The organism is Mycobacterium sp. ACS4331, from assembly GCF_001667265.1.
GTDB lineage: Bacteria > Actinomycetota > Actinomycetes > Mycobacteriales > Mycobacteriaceae > Mycobacterium.
Genome location: NZ_LZHW01000032.1, coordinates 32,790 through 49,609, shown reverse-complemented (window position 1 = coordinate 49,609; position 16,820 = coordinate 32,790). Strand labels below are relative to the sequence as shown.

The following is a 16,820-nucleotide window of genomic DNA, read 5'->3' as shown; positions in this document are numbered from 1 at the left end:
TTGTGGTGCAATTAGACATTATTTGTAATAGTGTTCCACCTGGAAGGACGGTGCCGATGACGACAACAGATCTCCGCTGGGACCCATTCGACCGCGCCCTGCATGCCGAACCGTACTCGGTGTGGAAGAGGATGCGTGACGAATCGCCCGTCTATCACAACCCGGAGTTCGACTTCTACGCACTCAGCCGGTTCGACGATGTCATGGCCGCATCACTGGACACCGAGTCCTTCTCGTCCGAGCACGGCATCACGCTCGACATGATCACCCCGGATCCGTGGGGCGATCCCAAGGCGATGATCATGATGGATCCGCCCGACCACACCCACCTGCGGAAGATGGTCAACCGCACGTTCTTCCGCAGCCGGATCGCCAGACTGGAGGATTACGTTCGCCAGCTGTGCCGCGGATACCTCGATCGATACGTCGGTGCCGACGGCTTCGACTATGTGCGCGACTTCTCGGCCAAGCTGCCCGTCATGGTCATCAGTTCCCTGCTGGGCTTCCCAGAGGAGGACCACGACAATCTGCGGGAGTGGTCGGACGCGCAGGTCCACCGCGACGAGGGCAACCCTGAGCGCAGTGCCGCGGGGGATCAGGCCTCGGCGAATCTGTTCTCCTACTACCGGCAGCAGATCGAGCTGCGCCGGCAACACCGCACGTCCGACATCGTCAGCGATCTCATGGACTCCGATCTCGTCGTGCCAGACGTCGATCCACGCCGGCTCGACGACGGTGAGCTCCTGGTCTTCATTGCCATGGTCAACGTGGCGGGCAACGAGACGGTGGCGCGCCTGCTGGGCTGGGCGGCGCTGACACTGGCCCGGAATCCGCATGAGCGCGCGAAGCTGGTCGACGATCCCGGCCTCATCGGCGGTGCCGTCGAGGAACTGCTCCGCTACGACGCGCCGTCGCCGATCCAGGGGCGTTTCGCGCTGCGCGACACCACATACCACGACACCCTGATCCCGGCCGGGTCGAAGGTGGCCCTGCTCACCGGCTCGGCGGGACGCGATGAGCGACAGTACGAGCGGGCCGACACCTTCGACGTGACCCGAACGGGTATCCGGCACATCAGTTTCGGCCACGGCGCACACTTCTGTCTTGGTGCCGCGCTGGCCCGGTTGGAGGCCAGGGTGGCGCTGGAGGAGACCCTCAAACGGTTCCCGGAGTGGACTGTCGACGAGCCCAACGTGTCGTATGTCCACACCAACTCCGTCCGTGGGCCGGCCAGCGTGCCCGTCGCGCTGTGAGCACCGGCCTGTCGGCCCGCACCGAGAACGGCGTGCGGTGGCTGGTGCTGGACCGGCCGGAGGTGGGCAACTCGGTGACGCGCGCCATGCAACGCGAACTCATCGACAATCTGGTTGCCGCATCGAGTGATCCGGATATCCGCGCGATCGTGTTCACCGCGAGCGGGGACCGGCATTTCTGCACGGGACCGAACCTGCGCGATCCCAATATGCGCCCCAGTCAGGACCGGATCGCCGGCGATGCGGCCCGCATACTCCGTACCGGTTCACAGGCCGTGGTGTCAGCCCTGCTCGACTGCGACAAGCCGGTGATCTGCGCACTGAACGGCGTCGCCGCGGGCATCGGTGCCAGCATGGTGCTGGCCTGCGACCTCGTCATCGCCGTACGGAGCGCCCGCCTGATCGAGATCTTCGTGCGTCGTGGCCTTGCGCCCGATGGCGGCGCCGCCTATCTGCTCACCCGCAAAGTGCCCTTCAACATCGCCAAGCAGTTGATCCTCTTCGGCGAGGAACTCTCGATGGATGACGCCCACCGTATCGGTCTGGTCAACGAGGTTGTGGCGGACCGCGACGAGCTGATCGCCACGGCCACCGAGTGGGCGCACCGGCTGGCGACCGGTCCCACGAGGGCGATCGCCGCCGCGAAGATGATGCTCAACCAGGGTCTCGACCTCGACCGCGCAGCGGCGTTTCACACCGAGGCACTGTTGGTGGAGCAGGTCGCGGGCAGCGAAGACGCCGCGGAGGGGGTCGCCGCGTTCACCGAGAAGCGGGATCCGCGTTTCCGAGGCCGTTGATAGCTCCGTCCGACACAGGTCATCACCGACAAGGAGGGCTCTGCCAATGAGTCTGTTCGACGCCTTCTCCTACCGAGGAAAACGTGTCCTCGTCGTAGGCGGAGCGACCGGAATGGGGAACGCGACCGCTCGGCTTGCCTTAGATGCCGGGGCCGACGTCGTGGTGATGGATTACGCGCCGTGCGAACTGGCCGGCGTGACCGCGATCCCGGTGAATCTGGCGGACAAGGACAGCATCGACGCCGCCGTGGAGCAGTGTGGGGGCAGCGTCGACGCGCTGTTCGCGTGTGCCGGCGTGGCCGATGGACCGGGTATCGACCGGATCAACTTCGTCGGCCACCGACACCTCATCGAACGTCTGCGCGCTGAGGCCATGCTTGCGCGCGGGTCGGCGATCGGCTTCATATCGTCGGCTGCCGGCCTGGCCTGGCGCTCGAACTTCGCTCAGGTCAGCGAGTTCCTCGATATCGCCGACTTCGATGCCGCCGCCGCGTGGGCCGTCGAGAATGGCTGCGCCCATTACATGTTCACCAAACAGGCGGTGTGCGCCTATGTCGCGCGTGAGGCGATGGCTCTCATGGCGGACGGTATCCGGATCAACGCCATCTGCCCTGGTCCCACCGACACTCCGCTGGCCCAGGCGAATGCGGAACTGTGGCTGGATTTCGGTGCCGACTACCGCGAGAGCGTGGGGGTCGCCGCGGCGACCCCGATGGAACAGGCGTATCCACTGCTGTTCCTGTGCAGCGACGCGGCGAAGGTCGTCACGGGCATCACGATGGTGACTGACTCTGGGTATCTCAGCGCGGGGATCACCGGCGTGTTCCCAGCAGGCACCCCGATGGCGAAGATGCTGTTGGACGGCTAGCGCCGATGCCCGCGGAATTCACGGATCGAGTGGTCGTCGTCACCGGCGCCAGTGGCGGGGTCGGTCGGGTGATCGCGCGGCGGTACGCGCGGTGCGGTGCGTCGGTGGGGCTCGTCGCCCGACGGCCGGACGAACTCGCGGTGACCCAGGACATGATCGAACGTGAGGGAGGCCGGGCCTCGGTACACGTGGCCGACCTCCGTGACGAGAACCAGTGCCGGGATGTCGTGTCCTCCATCATGTCTCGGTGGGGACGTCTGGATGTGCTCGTCAACAACGCGGCGGTGCCGGGGATCGACCAGGCTGTCAGCGAGGCGACCGTCGCGAATTGGCGTGACGTCTTTGTCACCAACCTCCTCGCTCCGGTGGTCCTGACGCGGGAAGCACTGTCTGCGGCCATGATTCCAGCTCGCAGCGGCAATGTTCAGTTCGTCTCCTCGGCTGCTGCGCGCAAGGTGCAACCACGCAAGGCTCACTATGCGGCGGCGAAGCTCGGTCTGTCGGCACTGACCCAGACGTTGGCGCTTGAGGTCGGCCCTCTCGGAATACGGGTCAACACACTCGTGCTCGGCAGTGTCGCGGGCGAACTGTTCGACGGCTACGTGGCGCGCCGCGCGAGCAGGGACGGGCTCGATCCCGGTGAACTGCGTCAGCAGTTGGCCGCGCTAAACACACTCGGTCGGCTGGTGCAGCCCGAGGAGGTTGCCGAGGTGTCCATCTGGCTGGCCTCAGAGGCGGCATCGGCGATCACCGGCCAGGACATCGCTGTGACGGGGGGTTGACAAGTGGACATCGACAGCGATGACGGTCGGACAGCGGCGCTGCTGGCTCGAGACGAGATCAGGGCACTTCCGCTTCGATACGCAGCGGCGATCGAAGCGCGAGACGTCGAGGCCATGGCGGACCTGTTCTCACCTCGGGCCCGGTTCGGTGAACACGGCGACGGGCCCGCCGGGCTGCGCGCGCTGATGGCAGACAGTCTCGAGGGCAGTCTGTTCGCCGTGATCCTGGTCGCCAACCATCTGATCGACCTGCACGACGACACCCACGCGACCGGGCAGGTGTGGGCGCACTGCTATGCCCAGGCGCGTTCGGAGGGATTCCTGGACCAGCTCATCCGCTACGACGACAGATACGAGAAGGTCGACGGGCGATGGCTGTTCGCCCATCGCCGACACCGGCTCTGGTACGGAGCGGCTCACACGCCCTCGCCGCTCGAGCAGCCTGCGGCGCAGTGGCCGCGACGTCAGATCGGTGTCGGCGACATCCCGCTCGCGGATCCGGAGTTCGCCGCCTGGTGGAGGTCACTGCGGTGATCGACATGCGCTGTCTGGCAGAAGGTCTCGCGTTTCCAGAAAGCCCGATCGTGTACCCGGACGGCAGCGTCGTGCTCTCCGAGATGGCGGCCGGACGGATCACCCGGGTGCGGCCGGAGGGATCCACCGAAGTCGTCGCCGAGGTGGGTGGTGGACCCAACGGAGTCGGGCTCCTTCCGGACGGTCGTCTCGTGGTCTGTCAGAACGGCGGCTCGACATTCGGTATCGGTTTCTGGCCCTACGACTTCGACGGCTGCGCACAGCTGTTTCGCCCGGTCGGGGCGGCCGAGGATCCGGTGACGCCTCAGCTGCAGATCGTCGGACTCGACGGGACCGTCAGCACCCTGGCCACCGAGTTCGTCGCCCGCGGTGGGCGGCGGGTTCCGTTGGTCCGGCCCAGCGACATCTGTGTCGACGCCGACGGCGGCTTCTATGTCACTGACGGGGGCACCACAGGAGACCGCACCAGGACCATGACCGGGTTGCTGTACGGAACGGTCGACGGTCACCTTGACGAGGTCGTCTATCCACTCGAGATGCCCAACGGGGTGGCGATCTCACCTGACGGTGGCCGGGTGTACGTCGCCGAGACACGGACCCGCCGGGTCTGGGAGTTCACCGTATCCGGGCCAGGAACCGTAGTCCGCGGGCGTGGCCTGGCCACCGTACCCAGCGGCGGTGTGCTGAACATCGGCGGTGCGGACGGGTTGTGCGTGGCACGCGATGGGACGGTCCTGGTGGCGACCCTGGGCGCTGGCGGGCTCACCGCCTTCTCGGCTGCCGGGGAGTTTCTCGGTGCGCTGCCCCTCGACGATCCCATGACGACGAACCTCGCCCTGAGTGCGGACGAACGCACGCTGTACCTGACCCTGGCGTCCTCGGGCCGGCTGGTGGCGATCGACGACTGGCGTTCGGCGCTGTCGGCCCACCCGTCGTGACGACCCGGCCGAGGGACTAGTTGTCCCGTTGTTCCTTGTTGGCCATCTGATTGGCGAGGTTCTCGATGAACGCCCCGTACCCGACTCCGCCGTGGTCGGACATCACCAGGTCGTAGTCATACTCGGGCGGTTCGCCATTGTTGGGCCGCCAGCCACTGTCGGCGGTGGAGGCTTTGAACCCCTCCTCCGGGAAGGCGTACCAGCGCCGAGCGTTCAGTTCGACGATCTTGTGGGCGTCCTCGTCGGGCACGGTGGCCAGCATCTCCTCGGCGCGCGCCCGGCTCTTGGGCCAGAACGAATCGGAGTGCGGGTAGTCGCACTCCCAGGTGATGTTGTCGATGCCGATCTGGTGGCGCATCGCGACACCGACCTCGTCCTCGATGAAGCACCCGGAGATGTTGCGCCGGAACAGTTCTGAGGGGGCGACGGTGGGGTGGATGTTCTGGTAGTACTTGTGTTTGCGCCACACGTAGTCGGCGCGCTCGACCAGATAGGGCATCCAGCCGATGCCGCCTTCGGAGAACGCCACCTTCAAGTTCGGGTGCTTGTGAAAGACGGGGGAGAAGACCAGTTCGACGGCCGCCGCCATCGAGGTCGTTCCCATCAGCGTCACCATCACTGCGAACGGTGCCTCGGGAGCGGTGGATGGCGGCATGCCGCCTGACCCGAAGTGCATGACGGCCGTCATGTTCGTCTCCTCGAGGGCGGACCACACGGGATCCCAATGCGGGGTGTGAAAGCTGGGCAGCCCGAGGTTCATCGGGTTGTCGGGCAGTCCCACGGCTCGGCAGCCCTTGGCGGCGTTGCGCTCAATCTCGGCCACCATCAGCTGAACGTCCCACAGCGGGCTGATCATCATGGGGATGAAACGGGCCGGGTCGGAAGAGCACCACTCATCGAGCGAGAAATCGTTCCACGCCTGTACGCCGAGCAGGGCCAGATCCTTGTCCTGTCCCTCCAGGAAGACGGTGCCGCAGAACCGGGGGAACGACGGGAAGCACAACATGGCGTGGACGCCGTCGATGTCCATGTCGGCGAGCCGGGCCTTCGGGTCGTAGCAGCCGGGGATCATATCGTCGTAGCGCACCGGATCGACTCCGAACTCCTCCGGCGACTTGCCGGCGACCGCGTTGAGGCCGATGTTGGGGTAGGCGCGGCCCTCGTACACCCACTGGTGCATCGGAGGCTTGCCCTCGCGGGGAAACTCGACGATGCGCGGCCCGGCGTCCAGGTACTTCCTGGGCAGTCTGTCGCTCCACACGTGCGGTGGTTCGATGAGGTGGTCGTCGACGGACAGGAGCTTCATGGATGGTTGCAGCGGCATCGTCGAACCCTCTCGATGGTGACTGATAAGCTTCACGCGGCGGTACAGTGGAACAATATATGCCTATCTGACTATCCACTATAGCTTGGCTGGAAAGGGTGGCGAGCATGGAGCCCACCGATCGAATTCCGCTCGACGACTGGGTTGACCAGGACCTGCTCACCCGGAGTGAAGCGGCCGGGCGGCTGATCGAGGAGATCGCCGAGGTGACCAGGAGAATCGAAGCGGGACAAGGGGACGAACTCATGGAGCGCCGCCTGGCGGGCATGAAGGAAGCGCTCAAGCACTACCGGAACGAGTGATCCGCGACGGCGCGTTTCACGTGCGCCGACGACGGCGGCGGTCATCGCCTTGGAAGGCCCAGAACCCGTTGAGCGACGATGTTGCGCTGGATCTGTGTCGTGCCGCCGTAGATTCCCGCGGCCCGTGACCACACATAGATGTCCCACGCCAATCCCTCGGCCAGCACCGGTGCGCTCCCGCGCAGATCCATCATCGTGTGGCCGAACGTCTGGTCGGCCCGGGCCATCAGCAGCTTGTCGACCGAGCCCTCGGCGCCAGGCAGGGCGCCGTTGAGGCGATCGGTCAACGAGCGTTGAACCTTGACCTGCAGCGCTCGCAGTTCCGTGTACGCCTCGCCGAGCCGCAGTCGTGCCGCCGGTGTGTCGGGTAGGCGACCGGTTCGGACGTCGTCCTCCAGGTCGCGAAGCTGGACGGCAAGGCGACTGATCCAGTTGATGTCGCTGGGCCCACGTTCGTAGGCCAGCAGTTGATTCGCGATCGACCAGCCCTGGCCCCGTTGGCCGAGGAGGTTCTCGGCGGGGACGTCGACATCGGAGAAGGTCACCTCGGCGAATTCGCGGTTGCGGGCCGCATTGACGATCGGAGCCACCTCGATGCCCGGTGTCGACATGGGCACCAGCAGGACCGAGATTCCGTCGTGTTTGGCGGCATCGGGCTCGGTCCGACACAGCAGGAAACACCAATCTGCGACCGCGGCGAAACTGGTCCAGATCTTGCGGCCGTTGACCCGGAACATGGGGTTGCCGGCCACCTCCACGGCCTCAGCTCTGGTCTTTAGGCTGGCGAGGTCCGACCCGGCCTCCGGTTCGCTGAATCCCTGGCACCACCGCACCGCGCCGGACAGCAGGCCGGGCAGCAGCTCGGTGCGCTGGCGGTCTGATCCGAACAACCGAAGTGCATTCGACAGATGACCGACGCCCTCGATGGGTGGGGCGCCCGCGCGGCCGAGTTCGTCGTTCAGGATCGCTTCGTAGATGGGGGAGAGTCCATGACCGCCGTACTCGGTGGGAAACGACAGCCCGATGTAACCGGCCTCGTACATCGTGTGGTGCCAGGCATTGGCCGCATCGGCCCGGGCGCTTGGATCATCGGGGATGACGGCCTGCGCCGCGTGTTGGGCGAGCCAGGTGCGCAGCCGAATCCGAAATGCGGCTTCCTCGGGTGTATCGGTGAAGTCCATGATCCCCGCTCAGTCGAGCTCTCGATCGGCGATCCGCATGTCGGCGATGGCCGAGTACTGCTCGCTCTCGTCGCCGAAGAGTCTGCGGTTCAGCAGTATTCGCCGCAAGCGCAGATGCGCCGTGTGTTCCCAGGTGATGGAGATGCCGCCGAGCACCTGCATGGCGGTCTCGACCACCTCTCGGCCGGCGGTTGATGCGTAGGCCTTCGCGGTGCGGGCGGCCAGGAGCGCCTGATCCGCAGGCAGGTGGTCGACGGCCCATGCCGCGTGCCACAGGCAGCTGCGTGCACCCTCCACCCGGACCAGCGCGTCGGCGAGCAGGTGCTGAATCGCTTGAAAGCCACCGATTCTGACCCCGAATTGGACACGCTCTCCTGCGTAGCGCACGGCATCGTCCAGGGCCCCTGCCATCACGCCGACCATATCTGCGCTGACGGCGGTCAGGGCCGTGGCGCGGACACGGGTCCATCGCTCGGCGGAGATCGGGTCACCGATCGACGTGGGGGACTGCAGGTCCGTGGCCGTCAGCACCCGCACTGACCGCGTCAGGTCCAGTCCGGTGACGCTGTCGGTGACAGGCGCCGCCAGCTCCGCCGAGACCAGGCGCCGGGTGTCGTTCTCGCGGACCGAGAACAGGACGTGACTCGCACCCGCGACGTCGATGGCGACGCCCGAGTCCGTACCGTCGGCGAAGTCCAACAGGTCGTCTGCGAGCACCGGGGAGATTCGCAGGGCCCCCTCGGTGACCAGCTCGACCTCCTTGTCCGCCGCTGCGGCGTTCAGCAGCTCGGTGGCCAGCACCGCCTGGCCGAGGGTTGGCACGGCGGCCAGTCGACGGGCCAGTTCCTCCAGTGCGACGACGGTCTCGACGCCACTCGCGTCGAGTCCGCATGTCTGCGGCGCTCGCAGCGCGGGAAGTCCGAGTTCGACGATGCGTTGCCACTGAGCGTCGAGCACCTCCGCAGACGCGATGTTTCCCGGGTCCGAGGAGGCCAGCGACCCAGCGAGCCGTGCCGCGGTGTCACGGAGCAGGTCCTGTTCCTCGGTGAGTCCGATGTACATCGCGGCGGTCAGTCGTTCTCGTGCAGGGTCAGAGCGACCTTGGGGCACAGTGTAACTGCTTCGCGCACAGCCTCTTTACGCGCTGGGGGAACGTCCTCACCGAGGACCGTGACCAGATCGTCGGCGCCGAGTTCGAAGATGTCGGGTGCGATCCCCACGCAGACAGCGTTCGACTCGCAGAGGTCGCGATCCACCTCAACCCGCATTCGGTACCCCTTCGTCACGCCGGCTCGGAGGTCTGTCATGATACTGGATGATAGAACGATATCTGTTCAACTGTTACGCCGGGAGGATCGTATGGGCCGCCTCGACAACCACAACGCATTGGTGACCGGAGGTGCTCAGGGACTCGGCCGGGCGATCTCCCGGCGGTTGGCATCCGAGGGCGCACGCGTCACCATTGTCGACCTGAACGAGGACAGGGCCGCGGAATGCATCGGACTCATCGAGCAGGCGGGCGGCACGGCGGGCTTCGTGAAGGCGAATGTCGCCAAACGCGAGGAGATCGCCGGTGCGGTGGAACAGGCGGCCGCAGGCGGGGTGCTGCATGTGCTGGTCAACGCGGCGCAGTACTTCGCGATGCCCAAGGCGCTCGAACTGGTCTCCGACAAGGATTGGGAGTTGTCCGAAGCGACCGGCCCGAAGGCGACCTTCCGCTTCATGCAGATCGCGCATCCCTTCCTCAAGGCGGCCGGCGGCGCCTCGGTGATCAACTTCGTCTCGGGATCGGCACTTGCGGGGATCGCCTACACCGGACCGTATTCGGCGGCCAAGGGAGCCATCGGTGCGCTCACGAAGGTGGCGGCGAACGAGTGGGCGGCGCAGGGAATCCGGGTCAACGCGGTGTGCCCGTTCGCGCTGACGGACGTGCAGCGGGACATGATCGGCACGGAGTGGGACAACTACACCAGGACGGCGGAGGCATCGCCGATGAGAAGGGGGGCGGACCCCGACACTGAGATCGCACCGGCGGTGGCATTCCTGGCCAGCGCGGATGCGGCGTTCGTGACAGGAACCGTGCTGCACATCGACGGTGGGATGACTGAGCTGTCCACGGTCGACTACTCGAAGTCGCCGGGGGTTTTCGACCGTTGACGCACCCGCTTGACGACATCGTCCGGGACTGGGTGACCGCCAATGTCGGGGAGGTGCGCAGTTTCGACCGGCAGCATCGCTGGCGGCCGGCGTGGTTTGTCGTCGCCAGCCGTGCGGGCAGGCCCGTTCGCCTCTACGCCAGGGGTGATCGCGAGGGCTTCGGCTCGATGGACGTGGCTCGTGAGGCGTTGATTCTGAAGGTGATGGAGGCGCATTCGATCCCGGTCCCGCACATTCATGCCGAGATCGGTGACGGCGCCGTGGTGGTGATGGACTGGCTGGCCGGTGAATCGAATCTCGGCGTCGTCACCGATCCGGGTGAGATCGACGCGGTGATGGACGACTATGTCGACGCTCTGGTGGCCGTGCACCGGATTGACCCGCAGGCGTTCGGTGGCCTCGGGATGGCCGTGCCTGCGACGCGTGAGGCGATGGCGTTGGACTTCTTCGAAGGCTTTGTGACCCGCTATCGCAGCTTCAAGCGACGACCGGAACCTCTGTTGGAATTCGCGATCGGGTGGCTTCGCCGCAACGTGCCGAGCCGGGCGAGCCGGCCCAGCTTCGTGCTCGGTGACTCTGGGCAGTTCATGTTCGAGAACCGCAGAATCACCGGACTTCTCGACGTGGAACTGGCGCATATCGGCGACGTCGCCCATGACCTTGCGGGGCTTCGGCTGCGCGGTGTCACCGAGCCGATGGGGGACCTGAGCCGGGTGCTGGCGCGTTACGAGTCGGTCTCCGGAGAACCGCTGGACGTGGCAGCGATCGAGTTCCACACCGCGAAGTTCGCCCTGTGCACCCCTCTGGGTCTGGTGGCCGCGCTGCATCTCGACCTGACGCGTCCCGAGATACTGCAATATGTCGAGTGGTTCCACCAGCTGTCGTTGCACGCCATCGAATCCATCGCCCGTCAGGCCGGTGTCCAACTCGAGCCCGTGGCGTCGCCCGTGTCCACCACGCACGAATACACCGGTGTGGTACGAGGATTGGCCACCATGATCGAGGAACTCGACGTCGCCGCAGGGCTCGCTGAGTACCACCGTGGCACAGTGGCGTCGGTGGCACGCTTCTGTGATCGGGTCAATGAGCTGCACCCCGCGATCGTCTCGGCGGACCTTGACGACATCGCCACGCTCACCGGGGATCGGCCGGTCGACAGGTTCGCCGGCGACACGGTGTTGGAGGATTTCGTCCGAGCGGCGGGCCCTGAACACGATGCCAACCTGATCTCGCTGCTGCACCGCAGGTGCATGCGCCAGATGCTGCTGCTCGAACCGGTGTTGACGGCGCCGGGCGGAATCGGCCACCTCGCCGCCCTGACGTAGCGGATCAGTCCCGGGCCGGCCCGGGAAGTGCGACCGTGGCCTGTCCGGGGGTGGTGCTGGTTCCGTTCTGGTCGATCACGTCCACCTTGAGGTGGACGAGCGCGATCCGGCCCTCCGGCTGGTCGATGAGCTCCTTGCCGACCACTTCACCGACCGCGCGCAGCTCGTCGCCCTTCTGATTCATGCTTCTGTACTTTGCGCTCAGGGACAGGATCTCGCCGTCGTCGCCCATCCAGGAGCGCAGCATGTTCGTCAAGTACGCCAGTCTCAGGTTGCCCATGCCGAACGCTCCGCCCTCATTCCCCGCGGCGCGGCCGGCCTCGTCGTCCATGTGGATCGGAATGAACTCGTCGTTCACCGCCGCGTAGCGGTTCCATTCGGCAAAGCCCGTCGTCCGGACGAACTCCGGGATCCGGTCACCGACGTTGATCGCGTCATAGTCTGGTGCCCGGCTCATATCGCGATCCCCAACACCTTGGTGTCGAGGTACTCCGACAGTCCCGCACGCGCGCCCTCGCGGCCCAGTCCGCTCTCCTTGATTCCGCCGAAGGGGACCGCGGCCGAGGTCGGATTGATGTCGTTGATCCCGATCATCCCGAAGTCCAGTGCTTCGGCCACCCGGATGGCGCGACTGATGTCTCGGGTGTAGATGTAGCCGGCCAGACCGTAACTCGTCGCGTTCGCCAGCTCGATCGCTTCGGCCTCCTCATCGAACACCATCACGGGCGCTATCGGCCCGAACGTCTCCTCCGCGCAGATCAGCATGTCCGCGCGGACGTCGGACAGGATCGTGGGTGCGAAGAAGCAGCCGCCATCGAATCCCGGACCCCGCAGTCGAGTTCCGCCGAGGACCACCTGCGCGCCCCTGCTGGTGGCGTCGGTGACCTGACGCTCCATCTTCTCGATGGCGGTGTCGTCGATCAGCGGTCCCACCGTCGTGTCCTTGCGCAGTCCGTCGCCGGGCACCAGCTTCTCCACCCTTGCGCGCAGGGTCGCCAGAAACGGCTCGGCGATCGATCGATGGACGATGAACCGGTTCGGGCAGATGCAGGCCTGACCCGTGTTGAGGAATTTGACCAGTGCCGCACCCTTGGCCGCGTGTTCCGGGTCTGCGTCGGCGAACACCAGGAATGGGGCGTGGCCACCGAGTTCCATCGAGACCCGTTTCATCGTCTGACCGGCGCGGGCCGCGATCAGCTTGCCGACGTCGGTCGAGCCGGTGAAGCTGATCTTGCGCACCGTGGAGTCTCCGAGGATTTCGGCGGCCACCGGCTCGGGGTCTGAGCAGGTCACAAGGTTCACCACGCCCGGCGGGACGCCGGCGTCGGCGAAGACGCCGAACGTCGCGATGGCGCACAGCGGGGTCTGTTCGGCAGGTTTGAGCACCGATGTGCAGCCCGCTGCGAGCGCCGGCGCGATCTTGCGGGTGATCATCGAAATGGGATAGTTCCACGGCGTGATCGCCGCGCACACGCCGACCGGCTGCTGCAGAACCAGGAAGCGCTGATCGGCGCGGGCGGACGGAATCACCTCGCCGTAGACACGTTTGGCCTCCTCGGCGAACCAGAGCAGGAAATCGGCGGCGTAGCCGACTTCGGTGCGCGCCATCCGCAGCGGCTTCCCCTGCTCCCTTGTCATCAGGGTGGCCAGGTCGTCCCGGCGCTCGAGCATGAGTCGGTGGGCCTCGATCAGGACATCGGCACGCTCGTACGCCGTCTTCGCGCGCCACCCCGGGAGCGCGGCGGCGGCGGCGTCGATCGCCGCCCGGGCATCGTCGCGGTCCCCGTCGGGCACTGCCCCGAGTAATTCGCCGGTGGCGGGATTGATGCTGTCGAATGTCCTGCCCGACAGCGCATGTCTCCACTCGCCTTCGATGTACACGTAGCGTTTCCTCTGTCTCAGTATCGGATGACGGTGTCGATGCGGGTGCGAACCGCTTCGTCGTGCTGATTGCGAAGTTCACGTTCGAGCTTGAGGTAGAGCATCCGGCCCATCCTGCCGTCGCGTTCGGTTGCGTCCTGAATGCGCCATCGTCCGGTGATCACATCACCCGGCCGCATCGGTTTCCCGAAGATGAATTCGACGCCCCCGTTGAGCATCCGCTGTCCGGGTTCGCCTGGGCTGGGAAGTGCGTAGGCGGCTGGTCCGGCGTCGAGGGGTTCGATCGGCCAGGCGAACGGATTGAAATCATCGGGCGCGATGATGCCGCCCCATCGGGTCGTTCGTGCGTAGTCCTCATCCCAGAAGAGCCGGGGCGGCTGCTCGGGCCAGTACGTCGCGATCGCCCAACGCCGGATCTCGGATCGCTCGATGGGAAACGACGGCGTCCCCTGGTCGTGCCAGACGCCGATGACGGCTGCGAGTCGTTCGGTGATCATCGAGTCGGTCATCGGTGGCCTCCGTTGCGGGGGACGTCTTTGAAGGGCACTCCGCGGTCGGCCGCGTATTCGCGGGGAAAACCGAGGACACGCTCGGCGATGATGTTGCGCGCGATCTCGGTGGTGCCACCCCCGAGGCAGACCGACTGTCGAGAAAGGTGCTTCTGGCCGACGGCAAGCATCGTCGCGTCATCCCCGACGACCGCCGCGGAGCCGGTGAGGGCCAACGCCGTGTCGAGCACCAGGTTCTCGCATGTTCCGTAGAAGAGCCGGCTCAGCGAACCCGATGCAGCCGGCATCTGACCCGTCGAAACACCGTGGAACACATGGTCGCCCAGTGCCTTCTCCACCACGCGGTGTGTCAACGCCCGCCCGGCCAGGCGACGCGCCCACCGGTCGTCGCCCTGCCCGGTGGAGTCGACAAGCGCGACGACGTCGATGGCCCCGCCTCGGCCTCCTTCGGTGGCCGCACAGTTTGCGAACTCGGAACCCTTTGCCACTGCTCGGCGTTCGTGGAAAAGCTGACGTGAGGCCACCGTCCACCCGCCGCCGACCTCTCCCACGACGTGTTCGTCAGACAGTTCGACGTCGTCGAAGAACTCCTCGCAGAACTCGTTGGAGCCGTTGACCTGTCGTATCCTGCGCATGGTCAGCCCCGGTGCCCCGAGCGGGACCAGGAACATGGTCAACCCTTCGTGCTTGGGTACGTTCCAATCCGTCCGGGCCAGGCAGAGTCCGAAGTCGGCGGCGAAGGCACTGCTGCTCCAGGTCTTCGCCCCGTTGAGAACCCAACCGCCGGAACGGCGTTCGGCGCGGGTGACCACCCCGGCCAGGTCGGAGCCTCCACTCGGCTCGGAGAGGAGTTGGCAGAGCACCTCATCTCCGCGCAGCGCTGCGCCGATGTGGTGGCTCTTCTGCTCCTCACTCCCGACGTCCAGCAGTGTGGCGCTGCAGATGGTGAGGCTCGGGATGTTGAGAACGACGGGCATCTCATAGGGCACCGCCTCCTCGTTGAATGCGGCTTGATAGGCGAAATCAAGTCCCAGGCCGCCGTATTCGCGGGGGAAGCAGATTCCCGCGAACCCACCGTCGTGAAGGCGGCGCTGCAACTGTCGTGCGCGCCGCCAGGTGGCTTCGTCATCGCGGTCCGGCGGTGCAGTGTTCGGACCCAGACGGGGCATGTTGGCGGCCAGCCATGCGGAGGCTCGTGCGCGGAACTCCTCCACGCTTTCGCCGCGAGCCTCCAGTGCAGAGTCGTTCATCGGATGACTGCTCCCTGCTTGGCCAGAACGTACACCTTCTCCTGGTGCTCCTCGGTCGTACCGTAGAGGACCCGATTCACCTCGATACGACGGAGATAGACGTGCAGGTCGTGTTCCCAGGTGACCCCGATCCCTCCGTGCAGTTGCACGCACTCCTGCGCGATCGCGATGGAGTACTCGCCGACGTAGGCCTTGGCCGCGCTGACGGCCAGGCCCGCGGTGTCGGGGTCGTGCGCGAACGCGCGGCATGCGGCGGCCACCGCTGCGCGGCACGACTCCAGCTGCATCTTCATGTCTGCGAAGCGATGCTTGAGGGCCTGGTAGGACGAGAGGGGCCGGCCGAAGCTGTAGCGGGTCTGCGCCCACGCCACTGTCATGTCGAACATGGCGTCGAGGGCGCCGACCGTCTCCGCGCACTGCAGCACCTGGGCCAGCCGCGCCTGCCGCTCGTGTGCTGCCGGTGTTTCGGGAACGCGGCCGACGATGCTGGTCGGCTCGACCTGTACGCCGTCGAATCGCACCGTCGCGTAATCGCGTACGAGGTCCACCGACGGTGTTCGGGTCACCGTCACTCCTTCGGCGTCAGCCGGCACCAGCAGCTGTGCTTGGCCCTCCGGGAGGCTCACCGACACCAGAAGAACGTCGCACAGCAGACCCGATTCGACCTGCGTCTTGACTCCGTCGATGCGATATCCGCGCGCGGTCTGAATCGCCGTGGTTGCCGGCGCGCTGCCGAAGGGAAGACCAGGCTCGTCCACGGCCCACGCGGCGACGCATGAACCGTCCAGCAGTCCGTTCACCGTGTGTTGGTGCCACGGCGCGTTCGAGGCGTTGGAGAGGGCCGCGGCCACGACACTGACGGGTATCAGCGGTCCGGGCGCGACGGCTCGGCCCACGTGCGCCATGACCGCGGCCAGGTCGCTGACACCCGAGTCCGAGACGGACCCGCCTCCCAGCGACTCCGGAACCAGGAGACTCGTCCAACCGAGTTGGGCCGCCCGCGTCCACCATTGACGCTCATACGGGCGATCTGCCGCGTGGAGATCCCGCACCCGCGACATCGCCATCTCGCGGTCGAGGAACTCGCGGGTGGTTGTGAGGAACAACGCAAGCTCTCGGGACTCGTCGATCGTGGGTGTCACGGGCGGCATCGTCTCCTCGGTCATCGCGTCACACCGGCAGGCGTGTTCCAGTTGTACAGTATCTGTTCGAGTGTTGCGCAGCGTTGTTGATGTCAAACGGCACAGAAACACAGTGAGTGTCGTAGTGTTCTGCTGGCCCGCAAGGATGTCGGCCACTCGTCAGGAGGGGATCATTGGCCATCTCGGTTCACGATGCGTTCGACATCGATCAGTTGATCTGCCGATACAACTTCGCCCTTGATCGGGGTGATGCCGAGGCCTTCGCCGACTGCTTCACCCAAGACGGCGTATTTCTGCTGATGGGACATGAGCAGGCGCGTGGGCGAGACGCGCTGATCGCGTATGTCCGTGAACTGGGCGCACCCGGCCAACTTCGGCACGTGGTCACGTCGGTGCTGTCCGAGGGAACCGGCGAGGAGGCCTCGAACCAGGCGTACTGCACAGTGTTCTCGTCGGCCCCCGGCAGCGGAACTCAGGTCATCGCGCAGGGTGTCTACCGTGACCAACTCATCCGAGAGTCTGGTGTATGGCGTTTCACCAAGCGTGATTTCACACCCGATCCCGCGTGATCGGGCAG

At 66.0% G+C, this 16,820-nt stretch carries 19 protein-coding genes; 10 read left to right on the top strand and 9 right to left on the bottom strand.

The window, feature by feature from the left end; genetic code table 11:
• Positions 1–56: 56 nt before the first annotated feature.
• From A5727_RS09290 to A5727_RS09265, 6 genes are read left to right on the top strand one after another with little or no spacing between them, the layout of a single operon-like run.
• Positions 57–1,253: a cytochrome P450 gene (locus tag A5727_RS09290; protein ID WP_068248049.1), complete on the top strand. Its 1,197-nt coding sequence runs from the start codon at positions 57–59 to the stop codon at positions 1,251–1,253.
• Complete coding sequence (locus A5727_RS09285) at positions 1,250–2,050, top strand: enoyl-CoA hydratase/isomerase family protein (RefSeq protein WP_068248046.1); 801 nt, start codon at positions 1,250–1,252, stop codon at positions 2,048–2,050. Before A5727_RS09290 ends, A5727_RS09285 begins: the two co-directional genes overlap by 4 nt.
• 46 nt (positions 2,051–2,096) lie before the next feature.
• Positions 2,097–2,918 carry an SDR family oxidoreductase gene (locus tag A5727_RS09280; protein WP_068248043.1) on the top strand — a complete coding sequence of 274 codons (822 nt, stop codon included), beginning with the start codon at positions 2,097–2,099 and terminating at the stop codon, positions 2,916–2,918.
• A 5-nt stretch (positions 2,919–2,923) separates the two neighbouring features.
• On the top strand, positions 2,924–3,700 hold the full coding sequence (locus A5727_RS09275) for an SDR family NAD(P)-dependent oxidoreductase (RefSeq protein WP_082949702.1): 777 nt from the start codon (positions 2,924–2,926) through the stop codon (positions 3,698–3,700).
• A gap of 3 nt (positions 3,701–3,703) precedes the next feature.
• On the top strand, positions 3,704–4,234 hold the full coding sequence (locus A5727_RS09270; protein WP_231992005.1) for a nuclear transport factor 2 family protein: 531 nt from the start codon (positions 3,704–3,706) through the stop codon (positions 4,232–4,234).
• Positions 4,216–5,172, top strand: coding sequence for an SMP-30/gluconolactonase/LRE family protein (locus A5727_RS09265; RefSeq protein ID WP_231992004.1), 957 nt, complete (start codon positions 4,216–4,218; stop codon positions 5,170–5,172). The genes A5727_RS09270 and A5727_RS09265 overlap by 19 nt, the downstream gene beginning before the upstream one ends.
• A 16-nt stretch (positions 5,173–5,188) precedes the next feature.
• On the opposite strand, the gene A5727_RS09260 is transcribed toward A5727_RS09265, so the two are convergent.
• Positions 5,189–6,496 (bottom strand): amidohydrolase family protein, encoded by a 1,308-nt coding sequence (locus tag A5727_RS09260; RefSeq protein WP_068248041.1) that lies wholly within the window; start codon positions 6,494–6,496, stop codon positions 5,189–5,191.
• A gap of 107 nt (positions 6,497–6,603) precedes the next feature.
• Between A5727_RS09260 and A5727_RS09255 the strand changes: the two genes are divergently transcribed.
• Positions 6,604–6,798: a hypothetical protein gene (locus A5727_RS09255; protein ID WP_068248131.1), complete on the top strand. Its 195-nt coding sequence runs from the start codon at positions 6,604–6,606 to the stop codon at positions 6,796–6,798.
• A gap of 41 nt (positions 6,799–6,839) precedes the next feature.
• On the opposite strand, the gene A5727_RS09250 is transcribed toward A5727_RS09255, so the two are convergent.
• The 3 genes from A5727_RS09250 to A5727_RS09240 are packed head-to-tail and all read right to left on the bottom strand — an operon-like array spanning position 6,840 to position 9,247.
• Positions 6,840–7,979 carry an acyl-CoA dehydrogenase family protein gene (locus A5727_RS09250; protein ID WP_068248039.1) on the bottom strand — a complete coding sequence of 380 codons (1,140 nt, stop codon included), beginning with the start codon at positions 7,977–7,979 and terminating at the stop codon, positions 6,840–6,842.
• Positions 7,980–7,988: 9 nt separating this feature from the next.
• A complete protein-coding gene (locus tag A5727_RS09245) occupies positions 7,989–9,041 on the bottom strand; it encodes an acyl-CoA dehydrogenase family protein (RefSeq protein ID WP_068248036.1) in 1,053 nt (350 codons plus the stop codon).
• A gap of 8 nt (positions 9,042–9,049) precedes the next feature.
• The gene (locus A5727_RS09240) at positions 9,050–9,247 is read right to left on the bottom strand and encodes a ferredoxin (protein ID WP_068248120.1); all 198 of its coding nucleotides are present in this window, start codon (positions 9,245–9,247) and stop codon (positions 9,050–9,052) included.
• A gap of 91 nt (positions 9,248–9,338) precedes the next feature.
• On the opposite strand from A5727_RS09240, the gene A5727_RS09235 reads away from it, so the two are divergent.
• Both A5727_RS09235 and A5727_RS09230 read left to right on the top strand, forming a co-directional pair.
• Complete coding sequence (locus A5727_RS09235) at positions 9,339–10,136, top strand: SDR family NAD(P)-dependent oxidoreductase (protein WP_068248034.1); 798 nt, start codon at positions 9,339–9,341, stop codon at positions 10,134–10,136.
• Positions 10,133–11,461 (top strand): phosphotransferase family protein, encoded by a 1,329-nt coding sequence (locus A5727_RS09230; protein ID WP_068248032.1) that lies wholly within the window; start codon positions 10,133–10,135, stop codon positions 11,459–11,461. Before A5727_RS09235 ends, A5727_RS09230 begins: the two co-directional genes overlap by 4 nt.
• Positions 11,462–11,465: 4 nt before the next feature.
• On the opposite strand, the gene A5727_RS09225 is transcribed toward A5727_RS09230, so the two are convergent.
• From A5727_RS09225 to A5727_RS09205, 5 genes are read right to left on the bottom strand one after another with little or no spacing between them, the layout of a single operon-like run.
• Positions 11,466–11,918: a MaoC/PaaZ C-terminal domain-containing protein gene (locus A5727_RS09225; protein ID WP_068248029.1), complete on the bottom strand. Its 453-nt coding sequence runs from the start codon at positions 11,916–11,918 to the stop codon at positions 11,466–11,468.
• Positions 11,915–13,342 carry an NAD-dependent succinate-semialdehyde dehydrogenase gene (locus A5727_RS09220; RefSeq protein WP_197507627.1) on the bottom strand — a complete coding sequence of 476 codons (1,428 nt, stop codon included), beginning with the start codon at positions 13,340–13,342 and terminating at the stop codon, positions 11,915–11,917. Before A5727_RS09220 ends, A5727_RS09225 begins: the two co-directional genes overlap by 4 nt.
• A 17-nt stretch (positions 13,343–13,359) precedes the next feature.
• Positions 13,360–13,851, bottom strand: a complete 492-nt coding sequence (locus A5727_RS09215) for an FAS1-like dehydratase domain-containing protein (RefSeq protein WP_068248023.1) — start codon at positions 13,849–13,851, stop codon at positions 13,360–13,362.
• Complete coding sequence (locus tag A5727_RS09210) at positions 13,848–15,101, bottom strand: acyl-CoA dehydrogenase family protein (protein WP_068248020.1); 1,254 nt, start codon at positions 15,099–15,101, stop codon at positions 13,848–13,850. The genes A5727_RS09215 and A5727_RS09210 overlap by 4 nt, the downstream gene beginning before the upstream one ends.
• Positions 15,098–16,267 carry an acyl-CoA dehydrogenase family protein gene (locus A5727_RS09205; RefSeq protein WP_197507626.1) on the bottom strand — a complete coding sequence of 390 codons (1,170 nt, stop codon included), beginning with the start codon at positions 16,265–16,267 and terminating at the stop codon, positions 15,098–15,100. The genes A5727_RS09210 and A5727_RS09205 overlap by 4 nt, the downstream gene beginning before the upstream one ends.
• 149 nt (positions 16,268–16,416) lie before the next feature.
• Between A5727_RS09205 and A5727_RS09200 the strand changes: the two genes are divergently transcribed.
• Positions 16,417–16,812, top strand: a complete 396-nt coding sequence (locus A5727_RS09200; protein WP_068248017.1) for a nuclear transport factor 2 family protein — start codon at positions 16,417–16,419, stop codon at positions 16,810–16,812.
• Positions 16,813–16,820: the final 8 nt, after the last annotated feature.